This is a genomic window from Acinetobacter baumannii, assembly GCF_009759685.1.
GTDB lineage: Bacteria > Pseudomonadota > Gammaproteobacteria > Pseudomonadales > Moraxellaceae > Acinetobacter > Acinetobacter baumannii.
The window spans coordinates 3,411,913-3,438,127 of record NZ_CP046654.1; the positions used below are offsets into that span (position 1 = coordinate 3,411,913).

A 26,215-nucleotide genomic window follows, 5' to 3' on the forward strand; every position below is an offset into this window, starting at 1 on the left:
AAATGGACACAATTGAAACTTTAGCTTTACAAGCGATTAATGCCGAAAACCCAAGAGAAATTCGTAATTTGCTTGGTCAGTTTGCAACTGGCGTTACCGTGATTACCACTAGTGGTAAAGATGGCCGGAAAATAGGCATGACAGCCAATTCATTTTCATCTCTGTCTTTAGATCCGCCATTAATTTTGTGGAGCCTTTCAAAAACGGCGCCAAGTTTGCCTGATTTTGTAGAAGCAGAATATTTTGCCATTCACATGTTGGCACAAGAGCATCATCAGCTTTCGGGGCATTTTGCTCGAGGTGCCGAAGACAAATTTGCAGGCATTGCCCATCAACAATGCAATGCTGGCGTTCCAATTTTGACTGATGCACTCGCAACCTTGGTTTGCCGTAATGTAAATCAGTATGAAGGCGGAGATCACCTGATTTTTATTGGTCAAATTGAACAATACCAACAGCGCCAAGGTGAACCATTGGTATTCCACGCAGGAAAGTATCGAATTGCCGCTGAGCATCCAGAATTAGCACATTAATTCACCACAATCACGATCAATCCGGTCGTGATTTTTTTATAGGAAATAAGAAGATGAAAAGTACTTTAATTAAACATGGCTTTTTAGCAGGGACATTATTAGGTTTGCCGTTGGTTACACATGCCTATGATTTACCGACCGTAAATTTAGGCATGACCAGCTTTCTCGATGGTGGATTACCTGCAGGGCCCGGCTGGTATGCTCAAACCTATTTTCAAAATTACGATAGCAATAAACTGGTCGATGCCAATGGACAAAAACTCGGTTTACCTAAAACAGATTTAAATTATCAAGTACTGGTTGAGCAGATTAGTTATTTATCGAATGTCCGAGTAAAAGATAAAGCCAGTCTAGGCATAAATTTTTTAATTCCTTTTGTCAGTAAAATGGACATGGATGATGGCTTGAATAATGCTGCAATTAAAGCCCAAAGTGGCTTTGGGGACATTATGATCGGACCTTTTATTCAGTTCGATCCAGTCATGGGTGCGCAAGGGCCGAAGTTTGTACATCGTTTTGAGTTTCAGGTGAATTTACCTACTGGCGAATACGACCAGCAAAAAGATATTAAACCAAGTAATAACGCTGTTTCATTTGACCCGTATTGGGCTGCCACATATTGGTTTAATCCCAAATGGACTGCGTCAACACGTATCCATTATCTCTATAACTTTAAAAATGATGACCCAAGCTATGCCTTTGCTGGAGCAAATGATATGCAAGCTGGGCAAGCAATTCATGCAAACTTCGCAACAGACTATGCTATTACCGAACAGTTCCGCTTGGGACTAAATGGCTATTGGCTAAAACAAATCACTGACACCGAAGTCGATGGTGAAAAAGTTAAAGGTAGACGTGAGCAAGTGTGGGCAATTGGTCCGGGTGCGATGTATAGTTTTTCTAAAAATGATCACTTGGTTGCAAATGCCTATTTTGAGCAAGATGCTGAAAACCGCCCAGAGGGAACACGACTGCAAGTTCGCTATGTTCACCATTTCTAGGTCATAAAAAATGCCTTTTATATCAACAAATATAAAAGGCATTTATCTATTTTAAACTTAAGAAAAAATTGAATTAATCAAGCTTGAACTCTCACTATGACCAGATCGGCGAGTAGACGAAGGTAACTCACCATAACGGCGTTTATATTCTTGAGAAAAACGACCTAAGTGAGTAAATCCCCATTTAAATGCAACGTCAGTGACCGACAGATTTTCATTATGCATCAGCTCTAAATGAGCTTGTTCAAAGCGTAATTCTTTTAAATAAGACATTGGGGTAGTACCCAAATAGTTTTTAAAACCAGTAAATAGTGTTCTCACACTCACGCCTGCATGTTCAGCCAAAATTTCGACATTAAGCGGCTCATGTAAATGTTCTTTAATATAGGCTTCTGTACGCTTCACGAAATAAGGAGAGACTGTTTTTTCTTTATAATGATCAAGCTTATGTAATGCGTTATTGGGTTGACCATAAATGAGCGCATTAAACAAATTTGACTCAAATTGTTTAAAGGCTAATGGATGATGGAGCGGGTGCTGATCACATGCTAAAGCATCCATTAATGTTCTAACCAGCTGTAAAAAATAGGCTCCACCTTGGGTAGAAAAATCTAATTTAGGGTCAAAAATGAGTAAGTTATTCTCTGAATCCGCAATGTGTTGACGGCAATGGTAAGTAAAATCATCCTTTGACACTTTTAGAATGAGCTGTGGTGAGTTTGCATGCCAGCGCATACGTAAAGATTGCTGAGGAGAAATAAGAGAAGCAACTTGAGAATAAGAAATAAACTTTTGTGAACCAAACTCGATTTCTGCATAGCCCTGAGTTGGAATTTGAATTAAGTAAAAGTTATCCAGATGATCTGGTTCAATAATGACATCTGCGCCATATTCCAAGCGACTAATAGACAATGCGCCTGTTTTAACATGGTGCATAGTTGCACTGAAATCTCGCTTCTGATGAGAGATTTTAAGATCATGCGGTTTAAAAATTTGGCCTACATTTCGGCAGGTTTCGCTTAAATCGTGGTGATCGAACACCAAATTATGATCAGTAAAGATCGGCTCATTTTGAAAATGACGTCCATTGAGTTCGTGGGAGTTGGCTTGGTTCATATTTATCCCTTTTGGCTCACTCCTGTATTTACTTGTATTGCGAAAGCTTTAAAACTTCGCTGCACAGCAAGTAAATACGGCACTTAAAAAATTAAGTTACTCGCAAATTACAATGAGATATAAGCAAGATATAGACCAATCTAACCGCTAATTAATGTGATTTTCTCAAACTTTTACATCGGATTTTGTCTATCAATTTAATACATTCGAGAAATAGAATAGGGGGATATAAAAGGTGCTATAAGTTAATCTCATCATGATCTTATTCCTTAAGATCTATCAAAATTTATAGCAAATCCGAGTGAGCTGGTCAATTTATTTTGTCGGAATTAATTATTGTATATTATTGATATATAAAAGCTTTTAATTTAAATGCAAAAATTCAATATACCCCTTATAAGAGTATATTGAATCATTTCAGGTTTGAGTGGTTTCTAAATTATTTGTACTGAAGCTATTTGTACTTTTAGCGTGAGGTATTGCTCTGTAAAAATTTCTCGCTGTAGATACGGTAGTTTTGCAAAGCTTGTTCATCTAACCAATTTTTAACGGCTTCAATCATTGGCGGTGGGCCACATAAATACATATCAAAAGCTTGCTCGGCAAGTTGATCTTTATTTAAGTGCTCATGGATATAACCGGCTTTACCTTGCCAAGTTTCCGTTGCCTTAGTCACAATCGGGTGATAGCTAAAGTTGGGTAGCTGTTCTGCATAGGCCTGTAAACGCTGTTGTTCACACAAGTCGGTTTCTCTATTTACGCCGTAGTACAACTGAATTGCAGGTGAGTTAGGCTGATCAACCAAGTTATCAAGCATTCCCAAGAAAGCTGATAAGCCAGTTCCACCTGCCACAAAAACCAATGGTCGTTCTACTTCACGTAAATAGAAACTACCAAGCGGTGCTTCAATAAGTAGGCTTTGTCCAACCTGACAACGGTCACGCAGGTAATTACTCATCACACCGTCTGGTAAGAGACGAATTAAAAATTGTAATTGATTGGTCGCATTTGGTCTATTTGCAAAAGAATATGAGCGCCAATCTTCAGTATCCGGTATTTGCAAACGAGCATATTGACCCGGTAAAAACTGAAGTTGTTCAGCATGACTGCTCGCATCAAGATGTAAAATTGCTGTTGTTTCTGAAACCAGCTCAACCGCAGTCACTTTGGTTTCAATTTTTAAGGTATCACCAGCATTGCAAATAGCAGAATCATGATCGAAATAAAAAGCTGCATCTGATTTTACACGCGTCTGGCAAGCTAACATTTTTCGCTCGGCCAAATCACGTTCACTTAATGCATCTTCATCGACATATTCTTGTTCATAAATGCCGGTTTCACACTGTCCCTGACAGGTACCACAAACACCTTCGCGGCAGTCTAACGGCAAGTTAATTCCTTGACGAACTGCTGCATCAAGCAGCAATTCATCTTTATTTACCGAAATGAAAAAGGTTTTGCCATCGGCAAAGTTAAGTGCAACTGAATGTCCCATTTTCATTCCCCTTAAACGTGATAGAAGTCTAAAACGGAATCAATTTTGTCATTCAGCAAAATGCTGTGCTGACGACGAATGCGGAAACCATCTGCGGTTTGACGCAAAAGATAAGTAGCGTGTCCGTAAAAACAACCTTCTAATCCTTGACGGTTATAAAGCGTTTGCCATGCAACTTTTGCTTCAATTAATCCATCATCCAATGTTTTAACTCGGATGTTGTTTATGCTGTGCAAAGTACGTGGTAATGGCGTTGCAGAGGCCGCTTTTCCGGTACGAATACGGAATACACGGTCTTCAAGGCCTGTACGGTCTGCATAATAAATATATGACAAGCCCTGATTTGGATCTTGAACATAGTTATGGTCATCAATCCACTGTGGAATATGATATTCACTATCTTCATCGTAAAGCTCTAGGTAGGCATCCCAGTCATAAGCATCACAAAGCTCTGCCTTTTTGTACAAAAACTGAGATACAGCAAAATGTAGTTCTTGTGACATGGTTACACCTCATCCATTACAGTATTGTTTTCAAAAGTAATATCCTGCATTTTCAAGGCTTTCTTGTTTAAGCCGTCGAGCATGAGACGTTGCCAGTGTCCATGTTGATTTACATAAAGTCCTTCATGGGTAAATTCACGGCCAGTAATAACGGGTTGAATGCCTAAATCTTGTGAGTTTTTGGTCGCGCCATATTCCCAAGACTGACAACCACGCGAAATATCGCTCCAACGTTCAAGTCGGGCCTGAAAACCTTTTTGTTGCTCACGGAATTCAACTAAATCGTCTGGTGTACCAAGGCCCGACACATTAAAGAAATCTTCAAACTGGCGAATACGGTTACGGCGTGCTTCAGCAGATTCACCTTTAACCCCTATGCATTGGCTGATGACTTCAGTTTTATTCCATGCCACAGGGCGAACAATACGAAGCTGTGAGCTAATTTGATCCATAAAAAATAGGCTAGGGTACAAGTTCAAATTTCTTAAACGATGCATTGCCCATTCAGCATATTTTTCGCCATATTTTTCAACCATATATGGCATAACTGTGCTGTAGCCTGGACGAACTGTCGGATTTGGCATGTCACTGAATAAAACACTGTGGCCATTCTTAAAACTAAACCAGCCATCGTCAGTTTCTGAGTCACCTGCACCCAACTTGCTATAGTCAAGTGTGTCGAGTTCGGCACCTTTTGATGCATTGACTTGCTGACGGTGTTGAACTGTAGAGACATAGTTATAGTGAACGGTACTTACATGATAACCATCTAGACCATTTTCATTTTGTAGCTTCCAGTTACCTGCAAAGGTATAAGATGACTTACCTTGTAATACTTCGAGTTCACCTGTTGGCGACTGGTTAACCATTAAATCAAGGAACAGTTTTGCATCGCCTAAAAAGTCTTCTAGGGAATCTGTTGCTTGAGTATCAAGGCTTACAAATACAAATCCACGATAGCTGGCAATACGGCCTTGTTTTAGACCACGGCTTGATTTATCAAAATCTTCACAATATTCGCTAGGCGCTTTGACTTTAACCAAACGGCCATCTGACTTATAGCACCATGCGTGGAACGGACAGGTAAATGTAGATTGATTGCCTTTAGCAACACGTGTTAAGGTCGCACCGCGGTGTTCACAAGCATTCACCATGGCATGTAGTTCGCCTTTACCATCACGGCTTACAATAATCGGTTGGCGGCCAATTTGAACGGTTAGGAAATCATGATTGTTTGGAATTTCACTTTCGTGACATGCGTAAATCCAAACCTTTTCAAAAATAAATTCCATTTCCAAGTCAAATAGTTCTGGCTCGGTAAACATGTCGCGTGCAATACGGAACACGCCATCGTTAGGACGGAAGTCGATACATCCATCTATAAAATCATTCCATTGTTTTAAATTAGATGAGGTCATTTACTCAATCCTCCAATCAATCAGCTTTTAACTGATTGAACCGCGATTAAGCATTGCTCTCTATCCGTTTTTTCCAGATCTTTATCCACTTTGTGCAGTTTTGATTTTTTAATTGAACTCTTTTGAAGAAAGAGTAGAGATTTAAATTTGTATGTGTTTTAAGCTATTAAAGTTTTCTATAATGTTAAGCAGCATAAAAATGAAACTTTGTGAACTAAGTCTATGAAAGAACAAAACTTAAAATTACAAATTAGAATTCTTTTAGAGCAAAATATTGCATTTGGTCCGGGTAAGGCGGATTTACTTGAAGCAATTGCGAGAACTGGTTCAATCTCACAAGCTGCAAAATCTATGAATATGAGCTATCGCCGTGCATGGCAGTTGGTCGACACCATGAATCAATGCTTTGAAACAGCTTTAGTGGAAACACAAACGGGGGGAACACATGGTGGTGGGGCAGCTATCACAGCTTTGGGCCAGAAAGTCTTACAGCATTACCGTCAAATGGAAAACAATGTCCGACAAGCTTTAGAGCATGATTACCAAATCATGAGTAGTTATTTAAAAGGTTAAGATAAAAGATTGCATAACGATGAAATCTTTTGATTTGGTATAGCTTTTGCTTAATATCAAGTGCACGCCGAAAAAGCACTGCTGCATTCCAGTCATCTATAGTTAACGAATTATGCTTTTCATAATCTTCGTGTAGCGCTATATTCTTGGGTATATATCGCTGCAAAAAAACACAAAAAAGGTAAACATAATGGTAAGTGATACGAAGATAAAAAATTTGGCTTTCGCCTGTTCAGTCCTCAGCATAGGATTGGTCTTTAATGTTCCAGCCAAGGCTGAATCAGTTACTGTTTATGCAGCAGCAAGCTTAACGAATGCAATTAACGATTTAGAAAAAATTTACGAAAAACAGAATAAAGTAGAAGTTAAAACTTCGTATGCAGGATCATCAACCTTAGCTAAACAAATTGAAGCTGGAGCACCAGCTGATATTTTTATTTCAGCAGATACCCAGTGGATGGATTATCTACAAAACAAAAAATTAGTTGCAGCAAATGACCGTATAAATTTATTAGGTAACCGTTTGGTGCTAATTACCCCAAAAGGGCAGTCATTAAACATAAAATTAGATAAAGCCACCGATCCTAATAAAGTGTTTACAGGCAAGATTTGTACAGGAGATACCAAAAGTGTGCCTGTAGGCAAATATGCTAAACAAGCTTTTACTAATTTAGGTTGGTGGAATCGTATTGAGCCAAAGTTAGTTGAAACAGAAGATGTTCGAGTTGCATTAAACTTTGTTGCGCGAGGTGAATGTCAGGTCGGTATTGTCTATGCAACCGATGCTGCGATTAGTAAAGACGTGAAGGTAGCTGGCATATTTCCGGAAAATACGCATTCACCAATTATTTATCCTTTAGGGTTGATTAAAAAGAACTCAAACTCAGCAAAGTTCTATCAATTTTTACAAAGCAATCAAGCCAAAGCAGTCTTTAAAAAATATGGCTTTAGTATGTTGGCTCCAGTCAAGCCATGATGTTTTCTCTAACCCCAGAAGAGCTCAGCGTTCTGCAACTTTCTTGTAAGGTGGCAGCGAGTTGTCTTGTGGTTAGTATTATTCCTGCAATTTGTGTGGGATGGTTTTTGGCACGTAAAGACTTTTGGGGGAAGTCATTCATTGAAACATTGGTGTTTTTACCTTTAGTACTACCGCCAGTAGTTCCTGGTTATTTGCTTTTACAAGTTTTTGGGAGCCGCGGCATTATTGGGCAATATTTGGCCCCACTCGGAATTGATTTTGCATTTAACTGGAAAGGCGCCGTTCTTGCTTCGGCAGTGATGGGTTTTCCACTATTGGTGCAATCTATTCGATTAGCGATTGAACTGGTCGATCAGCGTTTAGAAATGGCAGCAAAGACATTAGGAGCTTCATCTTTAGGGGCATTTTTTCATGTCACTTTGCCTCTTGCCAGCAGTGGCATTTTAATTGGTGCTATTTTATGTTTTTGCCGCAGTTTAGGGGAGTTTGGGGCCACCATTACCTTTGTGGGTAATATTTCAAATGAAACACGGACTTTGCCTCTAGCCATGTATAGCTTAATGCAACAACCCGATACAGAAGCTGCTATTCAAAGGCTTATTGTTTTATCGTTAAGTGTAGCTTTTTTAGCGCTATGGTTTGCGCAGTGGTTTCATCGTTATCAAAAGAAGCGGTTAGGACGGTAAAATTATGTTGATTGAATGCCATTTTCAGCTACACATGGGTCAGTTTCATATTGAACCTAGTTTCCAGTCAGATGCTTCTGTTATTGGGCTATTTGGTGCCTCTGGGTCAGGTAAAACGTCCATTTTACATGCCATTGCAGGGCTGAACACTCCGCGTAGTGGGCTCATTAAAATACAGGATCAAACGTGGTTTGATTCAAATCAAAAAATTAATGTCAGCACGCAAAAGCGGCATGTTGGATTGGTTTTTCAAGATGCCCAGCTTTTTCCGCATAAAACAGTCAAGCAAAATTTATTATTTGGTTTTCAGCATCTTTCCCAACAAGAACGTCACTTTGAAGCAGATTACATTATTGAATTATTAAAGTTAGATCATTTATTACAACGTATGCCTATCAAACTTTCTGGTGGAGAAAAGCAGCGCGTGGCACTAGGTCGAGCATTGTTATATTCACCTAAACTGTTACTGCTTGATGAACCTTTATCAGCATTAGATGCGAATCATAAAGCTGAAATTATTCCTTTTTTTCAGAAAGTAAAAGAGGAAATTAAAATTCCGATGATTTATGTAAGTCATGATATTCAAGAGATTAAACAACTGACCGAAACAATGTGGATTTTATAATTTTTCATTTTTTATACGCATTTCCAAACTTACGAGAGTCGGAGTTATAGAGAACTCATTCTGAGCCTGCGGGAGATTGAAGCCTAAAAAGTTACTAGGTTTGATAAACCATAAATCTGATTTTAGTCGAATAAATCAAAACCTGTCTTATTGAAAATGATTATTAATAACAAAATATTCTTGACCTTTAAATTTTATAAACTAATTATAAAACAATATTTTAGGTTGTAATTTTAAGCTGTAACTCATTTGTATCAGATCATAATTTGAACTTTTATATCCATTTGCTATTGATAAGAATGATAATTATTTGCAATTATATTTATAGATTTCTTTATAATATAAATTGGAGTATTCACATGCGCTCTACCATCGTGGTCACAGGTGCTGCAAGAGGGATAGGAGCGGCTATCGCCAAGCAACTACTAGATCAGGGGTACCATGTTATTGGTATTGACTGTCAAAAAAATCCTGAACAATGGGATATCAGTAAAACAATGACGTCAGATCAATCTTCACAATGGCAAGGCATCTCACAAGACATTACCCATCAACAAGAAACACAAACTTTAATTTCAGAGCTGTTAGAAAAATACGAAATTACGGGGTTAGTAAATGCAGCAGGAGTATTAATTATGCGCTCCATGCTTGAAGCAAAAACGGAAGATTGGGAAACACTTTTTGCGGTCAATGTCATGGCGCCTATCGCGATCAGCCAACAATTTGCTAAACATTTTTGTGCAAAAAGGCGGGGTAGCATTGTCACTATTAGTTCAAATAGTGCGCGTATGCCACGTATGCAACTTGGTATGTACGCCACCACTAAGGCTGCACTAAGTCATTTTTGTCGCAATCTGGCACTTGAAATCGCCCCTTATCAAGTCAGGCTGAATATCGTTTCACCTGGATCTACTCTCACTCAAATGCAGCAACAACTCTGGACAGATAATGCACCTCCACCTGCAGTAATTGATGGTGATTTAAGCCAGTACCGAACAGGAATTCCATTAAGAAAACTCGCGCAACCAGATGATATTGCCAATACCGTGAACTTTTTACTTTCGGACCGAGCGGCCCAAATTACGATGCAAGAAATAGTGGTAGATGGAGGAGCTACACTTGGGGTTTAAAGCTTACTTCAGCACAACAATACACTGAAATTAAAGAACAAATATTTTTAAAGATAGAAAAGGAAAATACCAATGAGTATTCCAAAGATTGCAAGTTACAGCATGCCCCAAGCGCACGAATTTACTCCAAACAAAACAAATTGGCCACTACATACCAGCCGAGCTGTTTTATTGGTTCATGATATGCAGCAATATTTTTTAGATTTCTATGATCTAACCCAAGAACCTATTCCAGAACTAATTCAAAACACTAAGGCATTAATTGATGCTGCTCGCCAGTCTAATATTCCCGTTGTCTATACAGCACAACCTGGCAACCAATCACCAGAATATCGGCAGTTATTAACCGACTTTTGGGGGCCTGGTTTAAAGGATGAGCCAAACATCACACAGATTTTTCCGAAAATTTCACCTCAAAAAAATGATACGGTACTTACTAAGTGGAGATATAGTGTTTTTAAATTTTCTCCGCTCGAACAACTCATGCGTGACTCTGGTCGCGATCAACTGATTATCTGTGGGGTATATGCACATATTGGTTGTTTAATGAGTGCTGCGGAAGCATTTATGCTAAACATACAGCCATTTTTATGTGGTGATGCGCTGGCTGACTTTAGCAGAGAAGAGCACGATATGGCATTAAAATATGCCAGTACACGATGTGCTCAAGTCATGACAACACAACAAGTAATCCAAGCATGGATACAAGAATAAGATGCACTACCTCTAGAATAAAAATCATTTAACTTTCTGTATTTAAGATATAAAGAGCAGGTCATTGATCTGCTTTTTATATGGGTCGAAATGAATACTTATAATAGAAGATGGATGCAATTTATCATTATTTAATCAATAAAATATAATGGTTATCATTATGTATTTGATAATTACTTAATATTGAATATTAAAACTTATGTGTATATGATACACCGTTAAACACAAATGATAATAATTATCATATGTTAACCATTATACAAAATAATGTTGAAGAGTGACATTAATGAAGAGGGTCGCCATATGGTTCAGTTCAAGAATGCATCTAGTCGCAAAGTGCGTACATGTAAAAAGCAAAGAGAGGGATAATATGGGAGTTATTTTAAAACTTAATAATTAGCTCAGAGCTTATTTATAGGGTAGTAAGTTCTAATTTATAGATCAAATCATTTCCATAATTTTCAGGTAAATATAGTCAAAATAATTTTAAAAAATTCCTATATTTCTAGACATTAAGGTTCAGTAAGATGACGACAATATCAAAATCATTATTAAATGGATTACCGATAAAAAAATCGAGGGTACAAGTTTTTGAGATTTTAAATCAGAACCCACAAGGCTTAAGCGCGATAAGTATCTATGCGCAAATTAAAAATGAACATAAAATTACGTTAGGTACCATTTATCGAATTTTATCTGAGTTTGAAAACCGTAAAATCATTAAAAGGGTGTTTTTAGGAAAAAGTAAAAGTATTTATAAGCTTAGAAAAGACAAGATGAGCTGTAACCTCATTTCGCTCAAAACCTCTGAAGCCTTGAACTTTGAAAATGAGAAAGTTAAAGAATTACTTCATGAGGTTACGGATATTATTTTTGCAAACACCGGAGTCGACATTAGTAGTGTTGAACTTAATCTTTATACCGAATAAAAATCTTTTAAACTGTTATAAAAGTAAAGGACAGCTTCATACTGTCCTTTATGCATTCTTAAATGAGTTATTTAATGACTTTAATACGAGTCGTAGCCGGAATAATTAACGGTGAATCTTTAGAGTTTTGTGCAACATAGCTTTCAAGCGCATCAATATCTTGACCACCACCGACACGGTTTTGACCTTCTTTTAATACCGTGAAGTTGTCACCACCATCTGCCAAGAAGCTATTTACCGTCACACGGTATACTTTAGTGTCAACTAATGGTGAACCAGCAACCATGATGTTACTTGCTCGTGGTGAAACAGATGTATTTGCCGCATATTGGTAACTCAACTCTTTAGACGGCTGTAAAATTCTAGGTGAATTTGCATTTGCACCAGACCATTGCTGTTCAAGCACATCTCTAATCTGTTTACCGGTTAAGCTCAAAGTCACAATCGAGTTACCGAAAGGTTGAACTGCAAAAATATCACCAAACGTAATCTGGTTATTGCTGTTAATTAGTAGATCAGCACGTACACCACCCGGGTTCATTAACGTAAAATCCGAACCTTGATTACTTGCTTGAAGAGCAGCGGCTTGCTGTGCATCGGCAATCATATCACCTAGTGGGCTTTCACCACTTTCGACTTGTGTACGGCTCACAACGGCAGTAGAAGTTCCAACAACACGTCCAGAAATTGTGGTTACTGCTTGACGGTATTTATCTAAAATCGCTTCGATACTTGGTGTCTTACTAAATTTTTGATAGAGGTCTGTCAGACTTACAGTGGTTGTACCCGAAGTATAGGCCTCACTTTGAACCGGAATTTGTTTAGCATCTTTTTTAATGATATCGCCAGTTTTACCATCCAACTCCACCTTAATATCGGTAATAAGCGTGCCATATTGGCCAGCTGAGGTTAGTAAAAATGGTTTAGCTGGATTCTTGGTTGCATAATCACAAATATAAGACTGATGTGTATGCCCCGAAACAACAATATCAACTGCCGGATTTAACCGATCTAAAATACCTAAAATTGGCCCACTTAAGCCATCACATGTTTTTTGATTGAGTTTCGTACTTGGCGCTGCACCTTCATGGACAACGACGACAATCGCTTCAATACCTTGTTTTTGAAGTTCAGGAATTAACGCATTTACCGTATCCGCTTCATCACGGAATTCAACATCCTTAATACCCGCCGCTGAAACAATACTTGGAGTCGCTTTGAGTGTTAAACCAATAAAAGCTACAGGAATCCCGCCATAAGTTTTGACTTTATAGGCAGGAAAAATCGTTTTACTTGTATCATTTTTCATTGCCACGTTAGCTGCAAGGAAATTGAATTTTGCGCCGCTAAAGTTTTTATTAATTTGGCATGGGGCAGTGCTGGTATATTGTTGACAACCGCCATTTTGTAAACGACGCAATTCATCTGTACCACGGTCAAACTCATGATTTCCAACCGCATTAAAGTCAATTTGAATATCATTCATGACTTCAATAGTAGGCTCATCTAGAAATAACGAAGAAGTGAGTGGGGAAGCACTAATTAAGTCACCTGCTGACACAACAGCATTATTGGGATTTTGAGCTTTAAGTTTCTTAATTGCATCTGCAAAGTAACTCACACCACCGACAGGAATACGTACAGTTTGAGATGCATCATTTGGATTCGCTGCTTCAACGTAACGTTTAGGTGGTTCTAAATTTCCATGAAAGTCATTGAAAGCTAAAATATTTACGGTTTGGTTACTTCGCAGTGCTGGTGTGCTTGAATCATTGTCATCGTTATCATTACAGCCTACCAATAAGGCCATTGCCAGACATAAAGATGTTGTTTTAAATAGTATGTTTAAAGTCGTCATTTTTTTATCAATTGATGAATTAAGATGCATAAAAAATACGCATAGAGTATGAATATTTGATGAAAATTGAAACTGAATCAAAATAGAATGATCTTTAAAAAATTAATGTTAAGATGATGGTAGATATGGATAACTAGAAGGAAGTAAATAAGGCAAAAATAAATATTAATTTTAAGGTTTTCATAAAAAATTCATGAATTTGCAATAAAGCAGTTACAAAATGTCCGGTGGATAAAATCGGTTATATATTAATAAATTAATCTTTTTTATTCATTTTAACTTTTTTACCCAGTATAAGAGTCAAGAATGACATCATTGCCCACTTTAGCTAGCTCAAACCAGCACAATTTAGAAACATATCTTAATAGAGAACTCTCTTTATTAGAGTTTCATAAACGGGTGCTTGCTCAAGCCAAAGATATTGAACACCCATTACTGGAACGTTTGAATTTTTTAATTATTTTTTCACGTAATCTGGATGAGTTTTTTGAAATTCGTGTGGCAAGTTTAATCCAGAAAATTAGCTTGATGAGTCAGGCAACCGGACCAGAAGGTTTACCGTTAGTAGAAGTATTAAAGCAAATTTCCAAAAATGCTCATGAGGCGGTTGAAGAGCAATATAAAATCTTAAACTATACTTTGTTACCGCAACTCCAAGGCTATGGCGTTCATTTTATTCAGCACGGCGATATATTAGAAAAGCATAAAGAATGGATTAAAGAATACTTTTTTAAAGAAGTACAACCTGTAGTTACGCCAATCAGTCTAGATCCAGCACATCCATTTCCACGGCTGGTCAATAAAAGTCTAAACTTCATTGTAACTTTAGAAGGTAAAGACGCTTTTGGGCGTCAAATTGATTTAGCTATTGTGCCGGCACCGCGTTCGTTACCAAGACTTGTTAAAATTCCAGAACATATTTCTGGCGGTGCAGAGCATTACATTCTGCTCTCTGCTATTATCCATCAGCACATTTCGGATTTATTTCCGGGCATGAAAGCGACGGGCTGTCATCAATTTCGTGTAACTCGAAATGCCGATTTAACCGTTTCTGAAGATGTAGAGGATTTGGCTGCTGCTTTAAAAGGTGAATTATCTTCACGCCGTTTTGGCCAAGCAGTTCGTTTGGAAGTAGCAAAAAAATGTCCTGAAGAAATTGCTAACTATTTATTAGAGCAATTCGATTTAGATGCAGAACATCTTTACTACGTCGATGGCCCTGTTAATTTAGCCCGTTTTATCTCAAACTTTGATTTACCAGAGTTACGCTATAAACCATATCAACAAGTTTTGCCTCAGCTTTTATACACTAAAAAACCGATTTTTGATGTGTTAAAAGCAGGAGATGTTCTACTTCATCATCCATTTGATTCTTTTGCACCTGTTATCAAGTTCCTTCGGGAAGCTGCACAAGATCCAAATGTTTTAGCAATTAAACAAACCTTATACCGTAGTGGTGCCAACTCGGAAATCGTACAGCTACTTGCAGAAGCTGCGCGTAATGGTAAAGAAGTGACCGCGGTTATTGAGTTGCGGGCACGTTTTGATGAAGAATCAAATATTGAAGTCGCTAACGTTTTGCAAGAAGCTGGCGCCGTCGTGGTGTATGGCATTGTTGGCTATAAAACTCACGCTAAAATGATTTTAGTGGTTCGCCGTGAACAAGACAAAATCAAAAGATATGTGCATTTAGGTACAGGTAACTATCATGCAGTGAATGCCAAAATCTATACTGATTTTGGTTTGCTGACCAATGATGCGGAAATTTGTGAAGACGTCCATAAAATTTTCCAAGAACTGACCGGTATGGGCAAAATGGCAAAGCTTAAAAAACTTTTTCATGCGCCATTTACCTTACATTCTCAACTGTTAGAACTTATTGAACAAGAAGTTAAAAATAGCCTTGCTGGTAAAAAAGCACACATCATCATTAAAGTGAATGCGCTTACTGAACCACAGCTCATTAGCGCGCTTTATAAAGCATCACAAGCTGGTGTAAAAATTGATTTAATTATTCGTTCAATTTGCTGCTTAAGACCACAAGTTGCAGGGCTCTCAGAGAATATTCGAGTACGTTCAATCGTTGGTCGTTATTTGGAGCATACGCGGGTTTACTATTTTTATAATGATGGCGATACAAAAGTTTATTGTGCAAGTGCAGACTGGATGGAACGTAATTTGTTCTCTCGTATTGAAACCTGCTTCCCAATTGAAAATAAAAAATTAAAGAAACAAGTCATTGAAGATGGTCTAAATAACTATTTAAAAGACAATCGTCAAGCATGGGAATTACAGGCTGATGGAACATGGGTGCAATGTCATCCTAAGCCGGAAGAAGAACTTTATATTGCACAGCAACACTTGATGAACTTAGCTGGGTAAGGCATAAGTCATAACAGAACATTGACCTGTTATGACTTTTCAAATGCTTTTGAAAGATCAGGATTTATTAAAATTTGGACAAAAAACACAATTATCGAACAATATCTTGTTCCGAGCTTATCTACAAACGTGGCATTTTTAATTAGAATAAATTTTTAATTGCCTTATGAGATTTAATCAAGTGATTCATTTCACGAGATTAATACTGACTGGAGTAAAATTTATGCAATGGACAAAACCAGCTTTCACTGATTTACGTATTGGTTTTGAAGTAACAATGTACTTTGAAGCACGTTAATCATTTCTATTCAAATCTGTCATAAGCCCTAGTCTTGTTCTAGGGCTTATGTCTTTCTAATAAGATATTAATTTTATGCATATTTATATTTTAGGTTCAGCAGCTGGAGGCGGTTTCCCTCAGTGGAACTGTAATTGTCCTAATTGTCATGGTGTTCGTACAGGTACGATTAATGCCAAAGTGCGTACTCAATCTTCAATTGCAATTTCAGAAAACGGCGTAGACTGGATTTTATTAAACGCATCACCAGATATCCGTCAACAATTATTTGATTTTAAAGCGGCTCAACCAGCGCGAAAGTTACGTGATACTGGTATTACCAATGTTATTTTAATGGATAGCCAACTTGACCATACCACTGGACTTTTAACTTTACGTGAAGGCTGTCCAATGAATGTGTGGTGTACTGAAATGGTCTATCAAGATCTCACCACGGGTTTTCCGGTATTCAATATGCTGAAACACTGGAATGGTGGTCTTCAATATCATCAAATTGATCCTAAACAAGCTTTTAAAATTGATGGTTTCGAAAATTTAGAATTTTTACCCTTAATTATTCAAAGCGCGGCACCCCCATATTCTCCACATCGCCATGACCCGCATGAGGGCGATAATATTGCCTTGATTATTAAAGATCATAAAACGCAAAAACAGTTGTTCTATGCGCCGGGTTTGGGAAAGATTGATGATCAAATCATGCAGATTATGCAAGATTCTGACTGCGTCATGATTGATGGCACACTATGGACAGATGATGAAATGCAGCAAACCGGTGTAGGGAAAAAAACTGGCCGTGAAATGGGGCATTTATACATTAGTGGTGAAGGCGGTTCGTTATCTTACTTAAACCAACTTAGTACACCAAAGAAAGTGCTAATTCATATTAACAATACCAATCCGATTTTAAATGAAGACTCTACTCAATTTGCTGAACTAAAAGCAAATGGTGTAGAAGTTGCCTTTGATGGCATGCAAATTGAACTCTAAGGTGAAACATGACTCAAACACCTGAAGCTTTAACGACCGAACAATTTAAACAGGCCATTATTGATAAAGGTCAGTATTATCATATCTATCATCCATTTCATGTGATGATGTATGAAGGTAAAGCCACTCAACAACAAATTCAGGCTTGGGTTGCAAACCGCTACTACTATCAAATCAATATTCCGCTCAAAGATGCCGCGATCATGGCAAATTGTCCTGATCAACGTGTGCGTCAGGAATGGATTCAGCGCATGATTGACCAAGATGGTGAATATCCTGATGGCGGTGGACGAGAAGCATGGTTACGGTTAGCCGAAGCTGTAGGCTTGAGTCGTGAGCAAGTGATTTCCGAAGAATTGGTTTTGCCGGGTGTACGATTCGCCGTAGATGCCTATGTAAATTTTGCACGCCGTGCGTCATGGCGTGAGGCAGCAAGCAGCTCTTTAACTGAGCTATTTGCACCTCAGATTCATCAGTCTCGACTTGAGTCATGGCCACAACATTACCCTTGGATTGATGACAAGGGCTATGAATATTTCCGCTCTCGTTTAAGTCAAGCACGCCGTGATGTTGAACATGGTTTAACAATCACGCTTGATTCATTTACTACTCATGAACAACAACAAAGAATGCTGGAAATATTACAGTTTAAACTGGATATTTTATGGAGCATTTTAGATGCTTTAACACTGGCATATGTACACAATGAAGCACCGTATCATAGCGTGACTCAAGAACGGGTATGGCACAAAGGACTATTTAAATGAATAAAGAACAATTTGATGTAAATCTTGTGCCTACCTGGCGCCAAGGTTATCGCTTTCAATTTGAGCCTGCTCAAAATGGCTTTGTCATTTTATATCCTGAAGGCATGATCAAATTAAATGAAAGTGCAGGGGCCATTGGACAATATATTGATGGGAAAAATAATATTTCTGCAATTATTGCCCAGCTCAAGCAACAATTTGGTGATATAGCCGAAATTGACAACGATGTTATTGATTACATGTTAGTTGCCCAGCAACAACACTGGATTGATTTAGTATGACAGAAGGTGTTGGCCTACCTTTATGGTTATTAGCGGAGTTAACTTATCGTTGCCCGCTACAATGTCCATATTGCTCAAACCCTTTAGACTACGCACAGCATAAAAATGAACTGACCACACAAGAGTGGTTTGATGTTTTTGATCAAGCGCGTCAAATGGGGGCAGTACAACTCGGTTTTTCCGGTGGTGAACCTTTGGTGCGTCAAGATCTGGAACAACTTGTGGCGCATGCACACCAACTTGGCTTCTACACCAACCTGATTACCTCAGGCATGGGACTTACCGAACAGCGTATTTCGCATTTAAAGCAAGCTGGCCTAGACCATATTCAAATTAGCTTTCAAGCGAGTGATCCGGTCGTTAATGATGCTTTGGCAGGGTCGAAACATGCTTTTGAACAAAAGTATGAAATGTGCCGACTTGTTAAGAAATATGATTATCCGATGGTCCTCAATTTTGTAATTCATCGGCATAACATTGACCAGATCGATAAAATTATTGAGCTTTGCCTAGAACTTAATGCAGATACAGTCGAGCTAGCAATTTGTCAGTTTTATGGATGGGCATTTTTAAACCGTCAGGGTTTATTACCGACACAAGAACAACTCATACGTGCTGAACGTATTACCAATGAATATCGGGAAAAGTTAAAAGCGCAAAATCATCCTTGCAAACTTATTTTTGTAGTGCCTGATTATTACGAAGAAAGGCCAAAAGCCTGTATGAATGGCTGGGGTAAAATTTTTTTTACAGTTGCTCCAGATGGTATGGCGCTGCCTTGTCACGCAGCAAGACAATTACCGATTTCTTTCCCAAATGTTCGTGAACAAAGCCTATCAAAAATCTGGTATGAGTCTACCGGTTTTAACCACTTCCGTGGTGATGCATGGATGCCAGAAGGATGCCGTAGTTGCCCAGATAAAGATCGCGATTTTGGTGGCTGTCGTTGTCAAGCTTATATGTTAACAGGTGACGCAAGTAATGCGGATCCTGTTTGTGGTAAATCGCCGTATCATCAATTCATTGAGCAGGCACGTGCCGAGAGCGAAATTGATTCCTCTCTGGAAAAATTGGTATTCCGTAATAGCCGAAATTCAAAGCAATTTACGGTTCAACAAAATATTCCGGTTCAAAATATTGTAGATGATTAGCTATGAGAAAACCGATATGAACCATGGCACATTTCCTGTTTTTGATGGCCATAATGATGTACTAACCCGATTGTGGTTAAGTGATCATAAAAATCCTGCTCAAGCTTTTATTCAAGATGGTTTAGCAGGACATCTCGATTTAAAACGTTGCCAACAAGCTGGTTTTGTTGGCGGTATATTTGCTATTTTCTTGCCGCCTTTTCATTATATTAAGCAGCATCATCCCAACAAACTCTTTGACCAAGACGCATCTGACTTCACACAACAGCAAATTGAACACATTTGTTTGGCACAGCTCGATTTAGCAAAACAACTTGCCGAGTACTCTAACGACATTCAAATTTGCACAACTGTTCAGGATATCCAGCACTGCCTAATACAGCAAAAGTTAGCCATTGTATTGCATATGGAAGGTGCTGAAGCATTACAACATAATCCAGATTTACTCGATGTATTTTATGATGCCGGGCTTCGTAGCATCGGTCCACTTTGGAATAGACCAAGTCGTTTTGGACATGGTTTAAATGCCAAGTTTCCGCATTCACCTGATACCGGAGCAGGGCTTACAAAAGAAGGTAAAGCATTTATAAAGCGCTGTGCTGATAAAAAAATGGTGATTGATGTTTCCCATATGAATGAACGAGCTTTTTGGGATACAGCTAACATTCTTCAGCAGCCAATTGTCGCAACTCACTCAAATGTTCATACTTTATGTCCACAAGCCAGAAACTTAACAGATAACCAACTTAAAGCAATTAAGGACTCTAAAGGCATAGTCGGGTTAAATTTTGATGTCGCATTTTTGCGTAAAGACGGACAGCGTGATGCAAACACATCCATTGAGGTACTTTTAGAACATCTTGAATATTTAATAGATCAAATGGGAGAAAATCATGTCGGTTTTGGTTCTGACTTTGATGGAGCACTGATTAGTCATGAAATTGAAGATGTAAGGGGACTACACCTACTGATTGAAGCAATGCAAAAGCGACATTATTCGAATGAGATTATAGAAAAAATTTGTTTTTCTAACTGGCTAACCGTGCTCAATCGCATCCTAAGTAAATAATTTATTGCTAAATATATTAAAAATAGCGAATTATTTTACATTTTTTATTGGCCGAAATGACTAAAAAAAGTACAACTAGTTTAATTGTCAACCAATTGCTAAGTTAATTAGAATCAACATTACTAAATGTAAGAACATTTGGTATTTCAGGTCTTTAGTGGTTTTCACTTACGCTCATTTCTTTTTGAGAAGTAGAAATGGGCGTTTTCTTTTGCTTAATTAAAAAATGAGAACCTCATCACAAGAATAGCCAATTAATTGCAAATCATCGCTTTCCTATCTTGACTAAAAGTTCAGCATTAAATACATTGGAATTGTATTTAAACATAAATAAGATTGCTTAAAGCAATTAATAATACTGCTTAATCCTGAAATACAGTAGAAAGCCTATTCTGTTTTGAGAATAGGCTTTTTGCTTTGTATCAAAATTTATTTTCTCAAAATATTATACTTTTTAATTAACATAAAAATTAAATACCTTACAAAAGCGGCTCAAATGAAAGCCCTTAAATAACAAAGAATATGCTATTAATTTAAGTTGATTTCTCAGAAGTTTCTCCGTCAATTGAAGAGGTGCAAAATGTTAAAGTCAATTTTAGTATTAGGAACAGGTATTGCGATTGGCATGTGTATGTACAAGAAAAAGCAAAAGAACAGTAAGAGCTTCTCTACTGATAGTGATACCGACTCATTGATTAGTAAGGATAATAATAAGAGTAAAGATGACAATTCACTCGATAATGCTGTCCAGGTTTAAAGTTAAATGCAAGGGTTCATACGTGAGCCCTTTAAATATTATTTTTTATAAAATTAATTTTACTTAAAATAAAGATAGCTTTAATAAGTTAATTTAATAATAAAACTTATTTTTAAAGATATTCCACTATTCATTTAATTATTAAATAAATATGTTTAAAACAAAAAAAACACTTCAAATGTTAAATTTTACACATTGTAGCAAAACACCCTTTACTATTTTTTATGTTAAGAATAAAAAAATGGAGATTAGAATGTCAAAGCGCCATATTTTAAAAGAAGTTAATGCGAAAAGTATGTGTGGGATGGAAATTGTGGTAGAGCAAATTTTTGAAAATACATTGGAGAAAAATTTAGCTTCGGCTGAAATCGAACAAAACTGGTTACCGCTTTCCAAGATTGTGATTTCAGATAAAGTTATCAATTTAGATCAAGATAATACCTTTGCTCATCCCAGAACAGGGAAAGTCTTTAAAGTTTTAAATTCTTAAATATTTTGGTTTTTAGCATGAATATAAAATTAGAAATGATTGAGGCGAAACAACAAAACGTTTCGCCTCAATACATTTAATTAAGATAATTTGCACTTCTTGACTCGTGATTAACCTTAAAATACGTTAAGTTATTTATAAATTTTGAAGTAAATACTGATTTTTTATGATAATTGAGATAGAGACCCATCCACTGCAACCGTTTTTGCCAGAAAATGCCCGTTTATTAATGTTAGGAAGTTTTCCACCACCACGTAATAAATGGAAGATGGACTTTTACTATCCGAACTTTCAAAACGATATGTGGAGAATTTTTGGTTTAATCTTTTTTCAAGATAAAACTTATTTTTTAAGTGAGAACCAAAAAAGTTTTAATGAAGAAGCTATCCGCAGTTTTCTGATTGAGACAGGCATTGCTATTTTTGATACGGCATATCAAATTAAACGCCTAAAGGGCAATGCTTCAGATAAGTTTCTTGAAATTGTCACTCCGACAGACTTAGCAGTTTTATTGAAACAGATTCCCCAATGTCACACTATTATGACTACAGGCGATAAAGCCACAGATACCTTAATCTCAGTTTTACCTGAGAACACGGAAAAACCTTTAATAGGGACATCTATATCAACTTATTTTGCAGACCGCGATATTAATTTATATCGATTACCGTCATCTTCTAGAGCATATCCATTAGCTCTCGAGAAAAAAGCAGAAGCCTATCAGAAATTCTTTAAGGAAATCGGTTTCTTGTAATAAGAAAATTACATCATCCACTCAATTGGCAAATAAGAGACAGCTTTAATCATTGTTCTCTGAAAACGGCTGGTTCCCGGGTCTTTATCATATTCAATGACTTGTCCGTTTGCTTGGTAATCTAGCCAAGTAATTTGGCCTTGGCTATTTAGCTTAAGTTGATATGCTACTTGAGGTAAATGTTGATCTAACATGACAGAAATCTGAGTTTGTAATTGACTGGACTCAATCACCAAACCTACTTCGGTGTTTAAATAGGTAGAGCGGGGGTCAAAGTTAAATGATCCGATAAAGACTTTGCCATCTACATCAAAAAACTTGGCATGCAAGCTCGACTTATTTTTTCCTTTTGCTGGTATAACGCTGCCTGTTACGATTTCGTACCACGTTCTACGTCGTCGTTCCAGAACAGGTTTAAACTCATACAGTTCAATACCATCCTTAAGCATTTCTACACGGTATTGGCTATAAAAGGCATGTACGATCGCAACATCGTTTGCAGCAAAAGAATTTGTTAAAGCGCGGACTTTTATGCCTTCAACTCGTAGTTGCTTTAAGTAATAAGTGCCTCGTTGGGTAGGTACAAAATAAGCTGAAGCTAATTCTAAGTGTTGCTTAGGTTTACCCATAATAGATATGACTTGGCCATAAAGCATTTCATGTTCAGTTGCAGTGCCCAGTATTTTCTTAGGAGAATCAGCAACAAAATGGGCCTTAGACCATTGAATAGGGTTATGCTCTAAAAGCTCTTTTAAATAGCTCTGTGCATCGTAAAGTTTATCTTCAGTGAGGCTATGGTCTTCGTGGTGGAGTTGTTCATAGTGCTCTCTTAAAGCTTTTAAATGATGCTCAGCACAAGTTCCGATAATCTTAGTTGCATTTACACTTAAGGTACTTTCCCAAAAATCAGTAAATACAGCTTCGGCATGGCGTACTGCATGCCCGTAAAATAAGATATCCATATCTGTAAATTGAAACTTACTACTTGCTTCAAAATATTCACTACTAATATTTCTACCGCCTGTTACTGCAATCGATGCATCTGCAATAATGAGCTTATTGTGCATCCGATGATTTACTTTTTTAAATCGGAAGAGATAATCGAAGATACGTAAGTAACGAAATTTATAAGGATTAAATAATCTAATTTCAAAGTTGGTATGCTGTAAAAGGCTTCTTAATATGCCATCAAGCTTTATACCGTTTTGATCATCAATTAATAAGCGAACTTTGATGCCACGATCCGCTGCCTTGAGCAGCTCATGTAAAATAAGGTTCCCCACAAAATCATTGGTCCAAATGTAGTATTGTAGATCAATCGTTTCCTTGGAATTTCTAATTAAATAAATCCGTGATGCAATACTCATGAATGCGTCATCAAGAGCTACAAAGGCAGTAAGACCTTGCTGAGTTTTTTCCTCTGCTGCCTCATCATTCAACCAATTATTTGTCTTTATCACTATATCTTTCTCATTAGGATCATATTTATCTGTATAAGAAGGTAAATCAGTAAAGCCCCAAGCACTTAAGGCCATAGTACTGTACTGCTCATATAGCTGGTTGATCATGTAAGCATTTAATTTGCATCCAGGTTAGAGCTATAAGAGCATTCTTATATTCAATTTATATGTCAAAATTCACAATAACTGTATGATTTCGTTATAATCTAAGAAGGTTAAAATTTAAAATATAATAAAAACAGAAGTTTATAAATTATTTTTTAAATTTTCTATAGTTATATATGAGTAATTAACGTAATTATGTGAGCTGTATTTTATTGCAAACAATTATTTCGATCATTTACGTTTTTTATAAGTAAAACAGTGACGTAGTTCTCTTTGTCGTTATAAGATGCGTTTTATTAGATACTCAGATTTCATAACTTTACATTACTTACAATTAAGTTACCAACAACTACATTACAACACATGATTTCTATCATACTTCCTTAAAAAGCTGAGTAAGCAACCAGCTAGAAAGAGGAAGGAAGGAGATAGGAAATGCCACAATATTTAATGATTGCTGAAAAGGTGTATAAAAAAATTAAAGAAGATGATCTTTTCTCTGATACTCCGACCGAGCATTTAAATAACTTAATAGGTGTGATTCGAAAGGAAATCAAAGGTACAAAGTTTAAGCTTAAATATAATTTTATTGACTTTGACGAATGTTTAACAAAGCCACTAGATGAATGTGCCGTCAAAATTGATATTAGCCTCATGCCTAGTCATAAAAATAAAGATGAATATATTTTATGGTTAGCTGGATTTATAGAACGAATGACGACAGGCGGAGAAACCCATCTTCCACCTATCTCAAAATTTATCCCGCCCGATTTTAGGTTTAATTGCGAATTTGATAACGCTAAAACACCAGCAAAATCTTCACATACAGATGATGAAGGTGAACTGATTATTAACTATTTTAAATCTGAAGCTTTTATGAAAATTATAAACGAAGAAAAATAATGTGATAAGAAATATAGAAGGGTTTCTACTGTACTTCTATTCATAGCTGTTAAAATTCAGCAACCGCCTTTTGGGGCGGTTTTTTGTGGCTTAATCCCTTTTTATCTCATTCTCTTCACATAAGTTTTCATTGTAAACAGAAATCACTTGTTCCCTATAAAAACAGATACATAGATTAGTGCTACCTTTTACTTATCTTCATTGAGTAAGGAGATAAGATATTTTGAAATATTTTCTTTTTGCTTCAACTTAAGCTTTTTCACATACCTTTCAAAAAAGATATGGTGAAAAATTTCCCTTTTAGACAATTGAGTCTAGAAGAATTCTGAATTTCTAAAAAACTTCCATAATTGTTGGTTTTTTAAGGAGGTGTCTATGCTCCATAATATTAGACAATTTTTCTGCATGCACATCTGGGAATATGATTTTGATATTTCACATGATGAAGTCAGAGAATGCAGAAAGTGTGGGAAAATTCATAAAATGAAGAGTCCCTATAAAATGACTTAAGATTAAAGTGAAATACTTCAGTCATACTAAGCTAATTAAAGATAAGCTCAATAATTAAAAGTATTGAGCTTATTTATTTTAAAGAAGAGCATAGTTTAATTCAGTAATCATATAAAACCTATTAATTTACTCAGAATATAATTCAAAGTAGTTCACACTTTAAAATAATAAAAAGTTGCAACTTACATAAAACTCTATTAATTTTAAAAAATAAATAACACTTCAATAAAAACTGAAAACTTAAATTTATAACTTTAATTTTATACTCATATTTTATAAAAAAATTGATAAGGAGATAGAAATGCCAAAATACTTACTATTAGCAGAAAAAATTTCTAAAAACATTAAACAAGATTCTTCAAATAATTATCTAGAAAACTTAAATAATTTAATTATAGAAATAAAAAAAGCCATTACAGGAACAGAATTAAAATTTTTATATAATTTTTTAGATTTCAGTGGTTCGCTGCTTAACCTTCAAGATGAAGTATTGCTCAAATTTGATAGCAGTTTGATTCCTAGCTATAAAAATGAAGAAGAATTTATTTTATGGTTAGCAGACTTCATTGATCGGATCACCATAGATACAAGTAAAGGAGATTATCCAATAAAAAAGAATTTAGCCAACCTAAGCTCTATTGCTGAGAAATTGATTTATAGACATTAGAAAATCTATGGCCATCCTCATCAAATACTGAACTATAAAGAACTGCTTTGGTTATTGGCAGTTCTTTTATACTT

Annotated in this window: 26 protein-coding genes; 20 read left to right on the forward strand and 6 right to left on the reverse strand. The window is 36.7% G+C overall.

What is annotated here, in order from left to right:
- The first annotated feature begins 2 nt into the window (after positions 1–2).
- Both GO593_RS16340 and GO593_RS16345 read left to right on the forward strand, forming a co-directional pair.
- On the forward strand, positions 3–533 hold the full coding sequence (locus GO593_RS16340; RefSeq protein WP_000379654.1) for a flavin reductase family protein: 531 nt from the start codon (positions 3–5) through the stop codon (positions 531–533).
- A 53-nt stretch (positions 534–586) separates the two neighbouring features.
- Positions 587–1,534 carry a SphA family protein gene (locus tag GO593_RS16345; protein WP_000843225.1) on the forward strand — a complete coding sequence of 316 codons (948 nt, stop codon included), beginning with the start codon at positions 587–589 and terminating at the stop codon, positions 1,532–1,534.
- 57 nt (positions 1,535–1,591) lie between these two features.
- On the opposite strand, the gene GO593_RS16350 is transcribed toward GO593_RS16345, so the two are convergent.
- The 4 genes from GO593_RS16350 to antA all read right to left on the reverse strand — a co-directional run bounded on the left by GO593_RS16350 (position 1,592) and on the right by antA (position 6,066).
- Complete coding sequence (locus GO593_RS16350) at positions 1,592–2,650, reverse strand: AraC family transcriptional regulator (RefSeq protein WP_001070629.1); 1,059 nt, start codon at positions 2,648–2,650, stop codon at positions 1,592–1,594.
- Positions 2,651–3,116: 466 nt separating this feature from the next.
- Positions 3,117–4,151 carry an anthranilate 1,2-dioxygenase electron transfer component AntC gene (gene antC, locus GO593_RS16355; protein ID WP_100223321.1) on the reverse strand — a complete coding sequence of 345 codons (1,035 nt, stop codon included), beginning with the start codon at positions 4,149–4,151 and terminating at the stop codon, positions 3,117–3,119.
- Positions 4,152–4,156: 5 nt separating this feature from the next.
- Positions 4,157–4,648, reverse strand: a complete 492-nt coding sequence (gene antB, locus GO593_RS16360; protein ID WP_000076809.1) for an anthranilate 1,2-dioxygenase small subunit — start codon at positions 4,646–4,648, stop codon at positions 4,157–4,159.
- A 2-nt stretch (positions 4,649–4,650) separates the two neighbouring features.
- Positions 4,651–6,066 (reverse strand): anthranilate 1,2-dioxygenase large subunit, encoded by a 1,416-nt coding sequence (gene antA / locus GO593_RS16365; protein ID WP_000204401.1) that lies wholly within the window; start codon positions 6,064–6,066, stop codon positions 4,651–4,653.
- A gap of 222 nt (positions 6,067–6,288) precedes the next feature.
- Between antA and GO593_RS16370 the strand changes: the two genes are divergently transcribed.
- The 7 genes from GO593_RS16370 to GO593_RS16400 all read left to right on the forward strand — a co-directional run bounded on the left by GO593_RS16370 (position 6,289) and on the right by GO593_RS16400 (position 11,702).
- Positions 6,289–6,639, forward strand: coding sequence for a winged helix-turn-helix domain-containing protein (locus GO593_RS16370; protein WP_000664113.1), 351 nt, complete (start codon positions 6,289–6,291; stop codon positions 6,637–6,639).
- A gap of 190 nt (positions 6,640–6,829) precedes the next feature.
- A complete protein-coding gene (modA, locus tag GO593_RS16375) occupies positions 6,830–7,615 on the forward strand; it encodes a molybdate ABC transporter substrate-binding protein (protein WP_000253147.1) in 786 nt (261 codons plus the stop codon).
- The gene (modB, locus tag GO593_RS16380; RefSeq protein WP_000971578.1) at positions 7,612–8,304 is read left to right on the forward strand and encodes a molybdate ABC transporter permease subunit; all 693 of its coding nucleotides are present in this window, start codon (positions 7,612–7,614) and stop codon (positions 8,302–8,304) included. The genes modA and modB overlap by 4 nt, the downstream gene beginning before the upstream one ends.
- Positions 8,305–8,308: 4 nt before the next feature.
- Positions 8,309–8,929 (forward strand): ATP-binding cassette domain-containing protein, encoded by a 621-nt coding sequence (locus GO593_RS16385; protein WP_000904332.1) that lies wholly within the window; start codon positions 8,309–8,311, stop codon positions 8,927–8,929.
- 359 nt (positions 8,930–9,288) lie between these two features.
- Positions 9,289–10,059 (forward strand): SDR family oxidoreductase, encoded by a 771-nt coding sequence (locus tag GO593_RS16390; RefSeq protein ID WP_001257946.1) that lies wholly within the window; start codon positions 9,289–9,291, stop codon positions 10,057–10,059.
- A 72-nt stretch (positions 10,060–10,131) separates the two neighbouring features.
- Complete coding sequence (locus GO593_RS16395) at positions 10,132–10,773, forward strand: isochorismatase family protein (RefSeq protein WP_000026861.1); 642 nt, start codon at positions 10,132–10,134, stop codon at positions 10,771–10,773.
- 527 nt (positions 10,774–11,300) lie between these two features.
- The gene (locus GO593_RS16400; RefSeq protein ID WP_000207884.1) at positions 11,301–11,702 is read left to right on the forward strand and encodes a transcriptional repressor; all 402 of its coding nucleotides are present in this window, start codon (positions 11,301–11,303) and stop codon (positions 11,700–11,702) included.
- 67 nt (positions 11,703–11,769) lie between these two features.
- Here GO593_RS16400 and GO593_RS16405 read toward each other — a convergent pair whose 3' ends face one another.
- Positions 11,770–13,560 carry a bifunctional metallophosphatase/5'-nucleotidase gene (locus tag GO593_RS16405; protein WP_031945368.1) on the reverse strand — a complete coding sequence of 597 codons (1,791 nt, stop codon included), beginning with the start codon at positions 13,558–13,560 and terminating at the stop codon, positions 11,770–11,772.
- A gap of 306 nt (positions 13,561–13,866) precedes the next feature.
- Between GO593_RS16405 and ppk1 the strand changes: the two genes are divergently transcribed.
- The 9 genes from ppk1 to GO593_RS16455 all read left to right on the forward strand — a co-directional run bounded on the left by ppk1 (position 13,867) and on the right by GO593_RS16455 (position 22,496).
- Complete coding sequence (ppk1, locus tag GO593_RS16410; protein ID WP_000202710.1) at positions 13,867–15,942, forward strand: polyphosphate kinase 1; 2,076 nt, start codon at positions 13,867–13,869, stop codon at positions 15,940–15,942.
- 223 nt (positions 15,943–16,165) lie between these two features.
- Complete coding sequence (gene pqqA, locus GO593_RS16415; protein ID WP_001982218.1) at positions 16,166–16,240, forward strand: pyrroloquinoline quinone precursor peptide PqqA; 75 nt, start codon at positions 16,166–16,168, stop codon at positions 16,238–16,240.
- A gap of 75 nt (positions 16,241–16,315) precedes the next feature.
- On the forward strand, positions 16,316–17,227 hold the full coding sequence (gene pqqB / locus GO593_RS16420) for a pyrroloquinoline quinone biosynthesis protein PqqB (RefSeq protein ID WP_000548477.1): 912 nt from the start codon (positions 16,316–16,318) through the stop codon (positions 17,225–17,227).
- An 8-nt stretch (positions 17,228–17,235) separates the two neighbouring features.
- Positions 17,236–17,994 (forward strand): pyrroloquinoline-quinone synthase PqqC, encoded by a 759-nt coding sequence (gene pqqC, locus GO593_RS16425; protein ID WP_000195110.1) that lies wholly within the window; start codon positions 17,236–17,238, stop codon positions 17,992–17,994.
- Complete coding sequence (pqqD, locus tag GO593_RS16430) at positions 17,991–18,275, forward strand: pyrroloquinoline quinone biosynthesis peptide chaperone PqqD (protein ID WP_001031358.1); 285 nt, start codon at positions 17,991–17,993, stop codon at positions 18,273–18,275. Before pqqC ends, pqqD begins: the two co-directional genes overlap by 4 nt.
- Positions 18,272–19,426 (forward strand): pyrroloquinoline quinone biosynthesis protein PqqE, encoded by a 1,155-nt coding sequence (gene pqqE, locus GO593_RS16435; RefSeq protein WP_000134716.1) that lies wholly within the window; start codon positions 18,272–18,274, stop codon positions 19,424–19,426. Before pqqD ends, pqqE begins: the two co-directional genes overlap by 4 nt.
- A gap of 16 nt (positions 19,427–19,442) precedes the next feature.
- Complete coding sequence (locus GO593_RS16440) at positions 19,443–20,495, forward strand: dipeptidase (protein WP_001015437.1); 1,053 nt, start codon at positions 19,443–19,445, stop codon at positions 20,493–20,495.
- Between the two features lie 1,010 nt (positions 20,496–21,505).
- Entirely contained in the window at positions 21,506–21,742 is a 237-nt protein-coding gene (locus GO593_RS16450) for a hypothetical protein (RefSeq protein WP_000044010.1), read from the forward strand.
- A gap of 166 nt (positions 21,743–21,908) precedes the next feature.
- Entirely contained in the window at positions 21,909–22,496 is a 588-nt protein-coding gene (locus GO593_RS16455) for a uracil-DNA glycosylase family protein (protein ID WP_000582739.1), read from the forward strand.
- A gap of 8 nt (positions 22,497–22,504) precedes the next feature.
- Here GO593_RS16455 and GO593_RS16460 read toward each other — a convergent pair whose 3' ends face one another.
- Positions 22,505–24,064 (reverse strand): phospholipase D family protein, encoded by a 1,560-nt coding sequence (locus tag GO593_RS16460; RefSeq protein WP_031945367.1) that lies wholly within the window; start codon positions 24,062–24,064, stop codon positions 22,505–22,507.
- Between the two features lie 432 nt (positions 24,065–24,496).
- Between GO593_RS16460 and GO593_RS16465 the strand changes: the two genes are divergently transcribed.
- Together GO593_RS16465 and GO593_RS16470 are read left to right on the forward strand one after the other, a co-directional pair.
- Positions 24,497–24,964, forward strand: coding sequence for a hypothetical protein (locus tag GO593_RS16465; protein WP_001136791.1), 468 nt, complete (start codon positions 24,497–24,499; stop codon positions 24,962–24,964).
- A gap of 811 nt (positions 24,965–25,775) precedes the next feature.
- Positions 25,776–26,141, forward strand: coding sequence for a hypothetical protein (locus GO593_RS16470; protein ID WP_001127339.1), 366 nt, complete (start codon positions 25,776–25,778; stop codon positions 26,139–26,141).
- The last annotated feature ends 74 nt before the right edge of the window (positions 26,142–26,215 follow it).

Excerpts from the sequence above, each read along its gene's own strand:
- GO593_RS16340 (WP_000379654.1), top strand. The coding sequence starts at position 3 with ATGGACACAATTGAAACTTTAGCTTTACAAGCGATTAATGCCGAAAAC.
- GO593_RS16345 (WP_000843225.1), top strand. The coding sequence starts at position 587 with ATGAAAAGTACTTTAATTAAACATGGCTTTTTAGCAGGGACATTATTA.
- GO593_RS16350 (WP_001070629.1), bottom strand. The coding sequence starts at position 2,650 with ATGAACCAAGCCAACTCCCACGAACTCAATGGACGTCATTTTCAAAAT.
- antC (WP_100223321.1), bottom strand. The coding sequence starts at position 4,151 with ATGAAAATGGGACATTCAGTTGCACTTAACTTTGCCGATGGCAAAACC.
- antB (WP_000076809.1), bottom strand. The coding sequence starts at position 4,648 with ATGTCACAAGAACTACATTTTGCTGTATCTCAGTTTTTGTACAAAAAG.
- antA (WP_000204401.1), bottom strand. The coding sequence starts at position 6,066 with ATGACCTCATCTAATTTAAAACAATGGAATGATTTTATAGATGGATGT.
- GO593_RS16370 (WP_000664113.1), top strand. The coding sequence starts at position 6,289 with ATGAAAGAACAAAACTTAAAATTACAAATTAGAATTCTTTTAGAGCAA.
- modA (WP_000253147.1), top strand. The coding sequence starts at position 6,830 with ATGGTAAGTGATACGAAGATAAAAAATTTGGCTTTCGCCTGTTCAGTC.
- modB (WP_000971578.1), top strand. The coding sequence starts at position 7,612 with ATGATGTTTTCTCTAACCCCAGAAGAGCTCAGCGTTCTGCAACTTTCT.
- GO593_RS16385 (WP_000904332.1), top strand. The coding sequence starts at position 8,309 with ATGTTGATTGAATGCCATTTTCAGCTACACATGGGTCAGTTTCATATT.
- GO593_RS16390 (WP_001257946.1), top strand. The coding sequence starts at position 9,289 with ATGCGCTCTACCATCGTGGTCACAGGTGCTGCAAGAGGGATAGGAGCG.
- GO593_RS16395 (WP_000026861.1), top strand. The coding sequence starts at position 10,132 with ATGAGTATTCCAAAGATTGCAAGTTACAGCATGCCCCAAGCGCACGAA.
- GO593_RS16400 (WP_000207884.1), top strand. The coding sequence starts at position 11,301 with ATGACGACAATATCAAAATCATTATTAAATGGATTACCGATAAAAAAA.
- GO593_RS16405 (WP_031945368.1), bottom strand. The coding sequence starts at position 13,560 with ATGACGACTTTAAACATACTATTTAAAACAACATCTTTATGTCTGGCA.
- ppk1 (WP_000202710.1), top strand. The coding sequence starts at position 13,867 with ATGACATCATTGCCCACTTTAGCTAGCTCAAACCAGCACAATTTAGAA.
- pqqB (WP_000548477.1), top strand. The coding sequence starts at position 16,316 with ATGCATATTTATATTTTAGGTTCAGCAGCTGGAGGCGGTTTCCCTCAG.
- pqqC (WP_000195110.1), top strand. The coding sequence starts at position 17,236 with ATGACTCAAACACCTGAAGCTTTAACGACCGAACAATTTAAACAGGCC.
- pqqD (WP_001031358.1), top strand. The coding sequence starts at position 17,991 with ATGAATAAAGAACAATTTGATGTAAATCTTGTGCCTACCTGGCGCCAA.
- pqqE (WP_000134716.1), top strand. The coding sequence starts at position 18,272 with ATGACAGAAGGTGTTGGCCTACCTTTATGGTTATTAGCGGAGTTAACT.
- GO593_RS16440 (WP_001015437.1), top strand. The coding sequence starts at position 19,443 with ATGAACCATGGCACATTTCCTGTTTTTGATGGCCATAATGATGTACTA.
- GO593_RS16450 (WP_000044010.1), top strand. The coding sequence starts at position 21,506 with ATGTCAAAGCGCCATATTTTAAAAGAAGTTAATGCGAAAAGTATGTGT.
- GO593_RS16455 (WP_000582739.1), top strand. The coding sequence starts at position 21,909 with ATGATAATTGAGATAGAGACCCATCCACTGCAACCGTTTTTGCCAGAA.
- GO593_RS16460 (WP_031945367.1), bottom strand. The coding sequence starts at position 24,064 with ATGATCAACCAGCTATATGAGCAGTACAGTACTATGGCCTTAAGTGCT.
- GO593_RS16465 (WP_001136791.1), top strand. The coding sequence starts at position 24,497 with ATGCCACAATATTTAATGATTGCTGAAAAGGTGTATAAAAAAATTAAA.
- GO593_RS16470 (WP_001127339.1), top strand. The coding sequence starts at position 25,776 with ATGCCAAAATACTTACTATTAGCAGAAAAAATTTCTAAAAACATTAAA.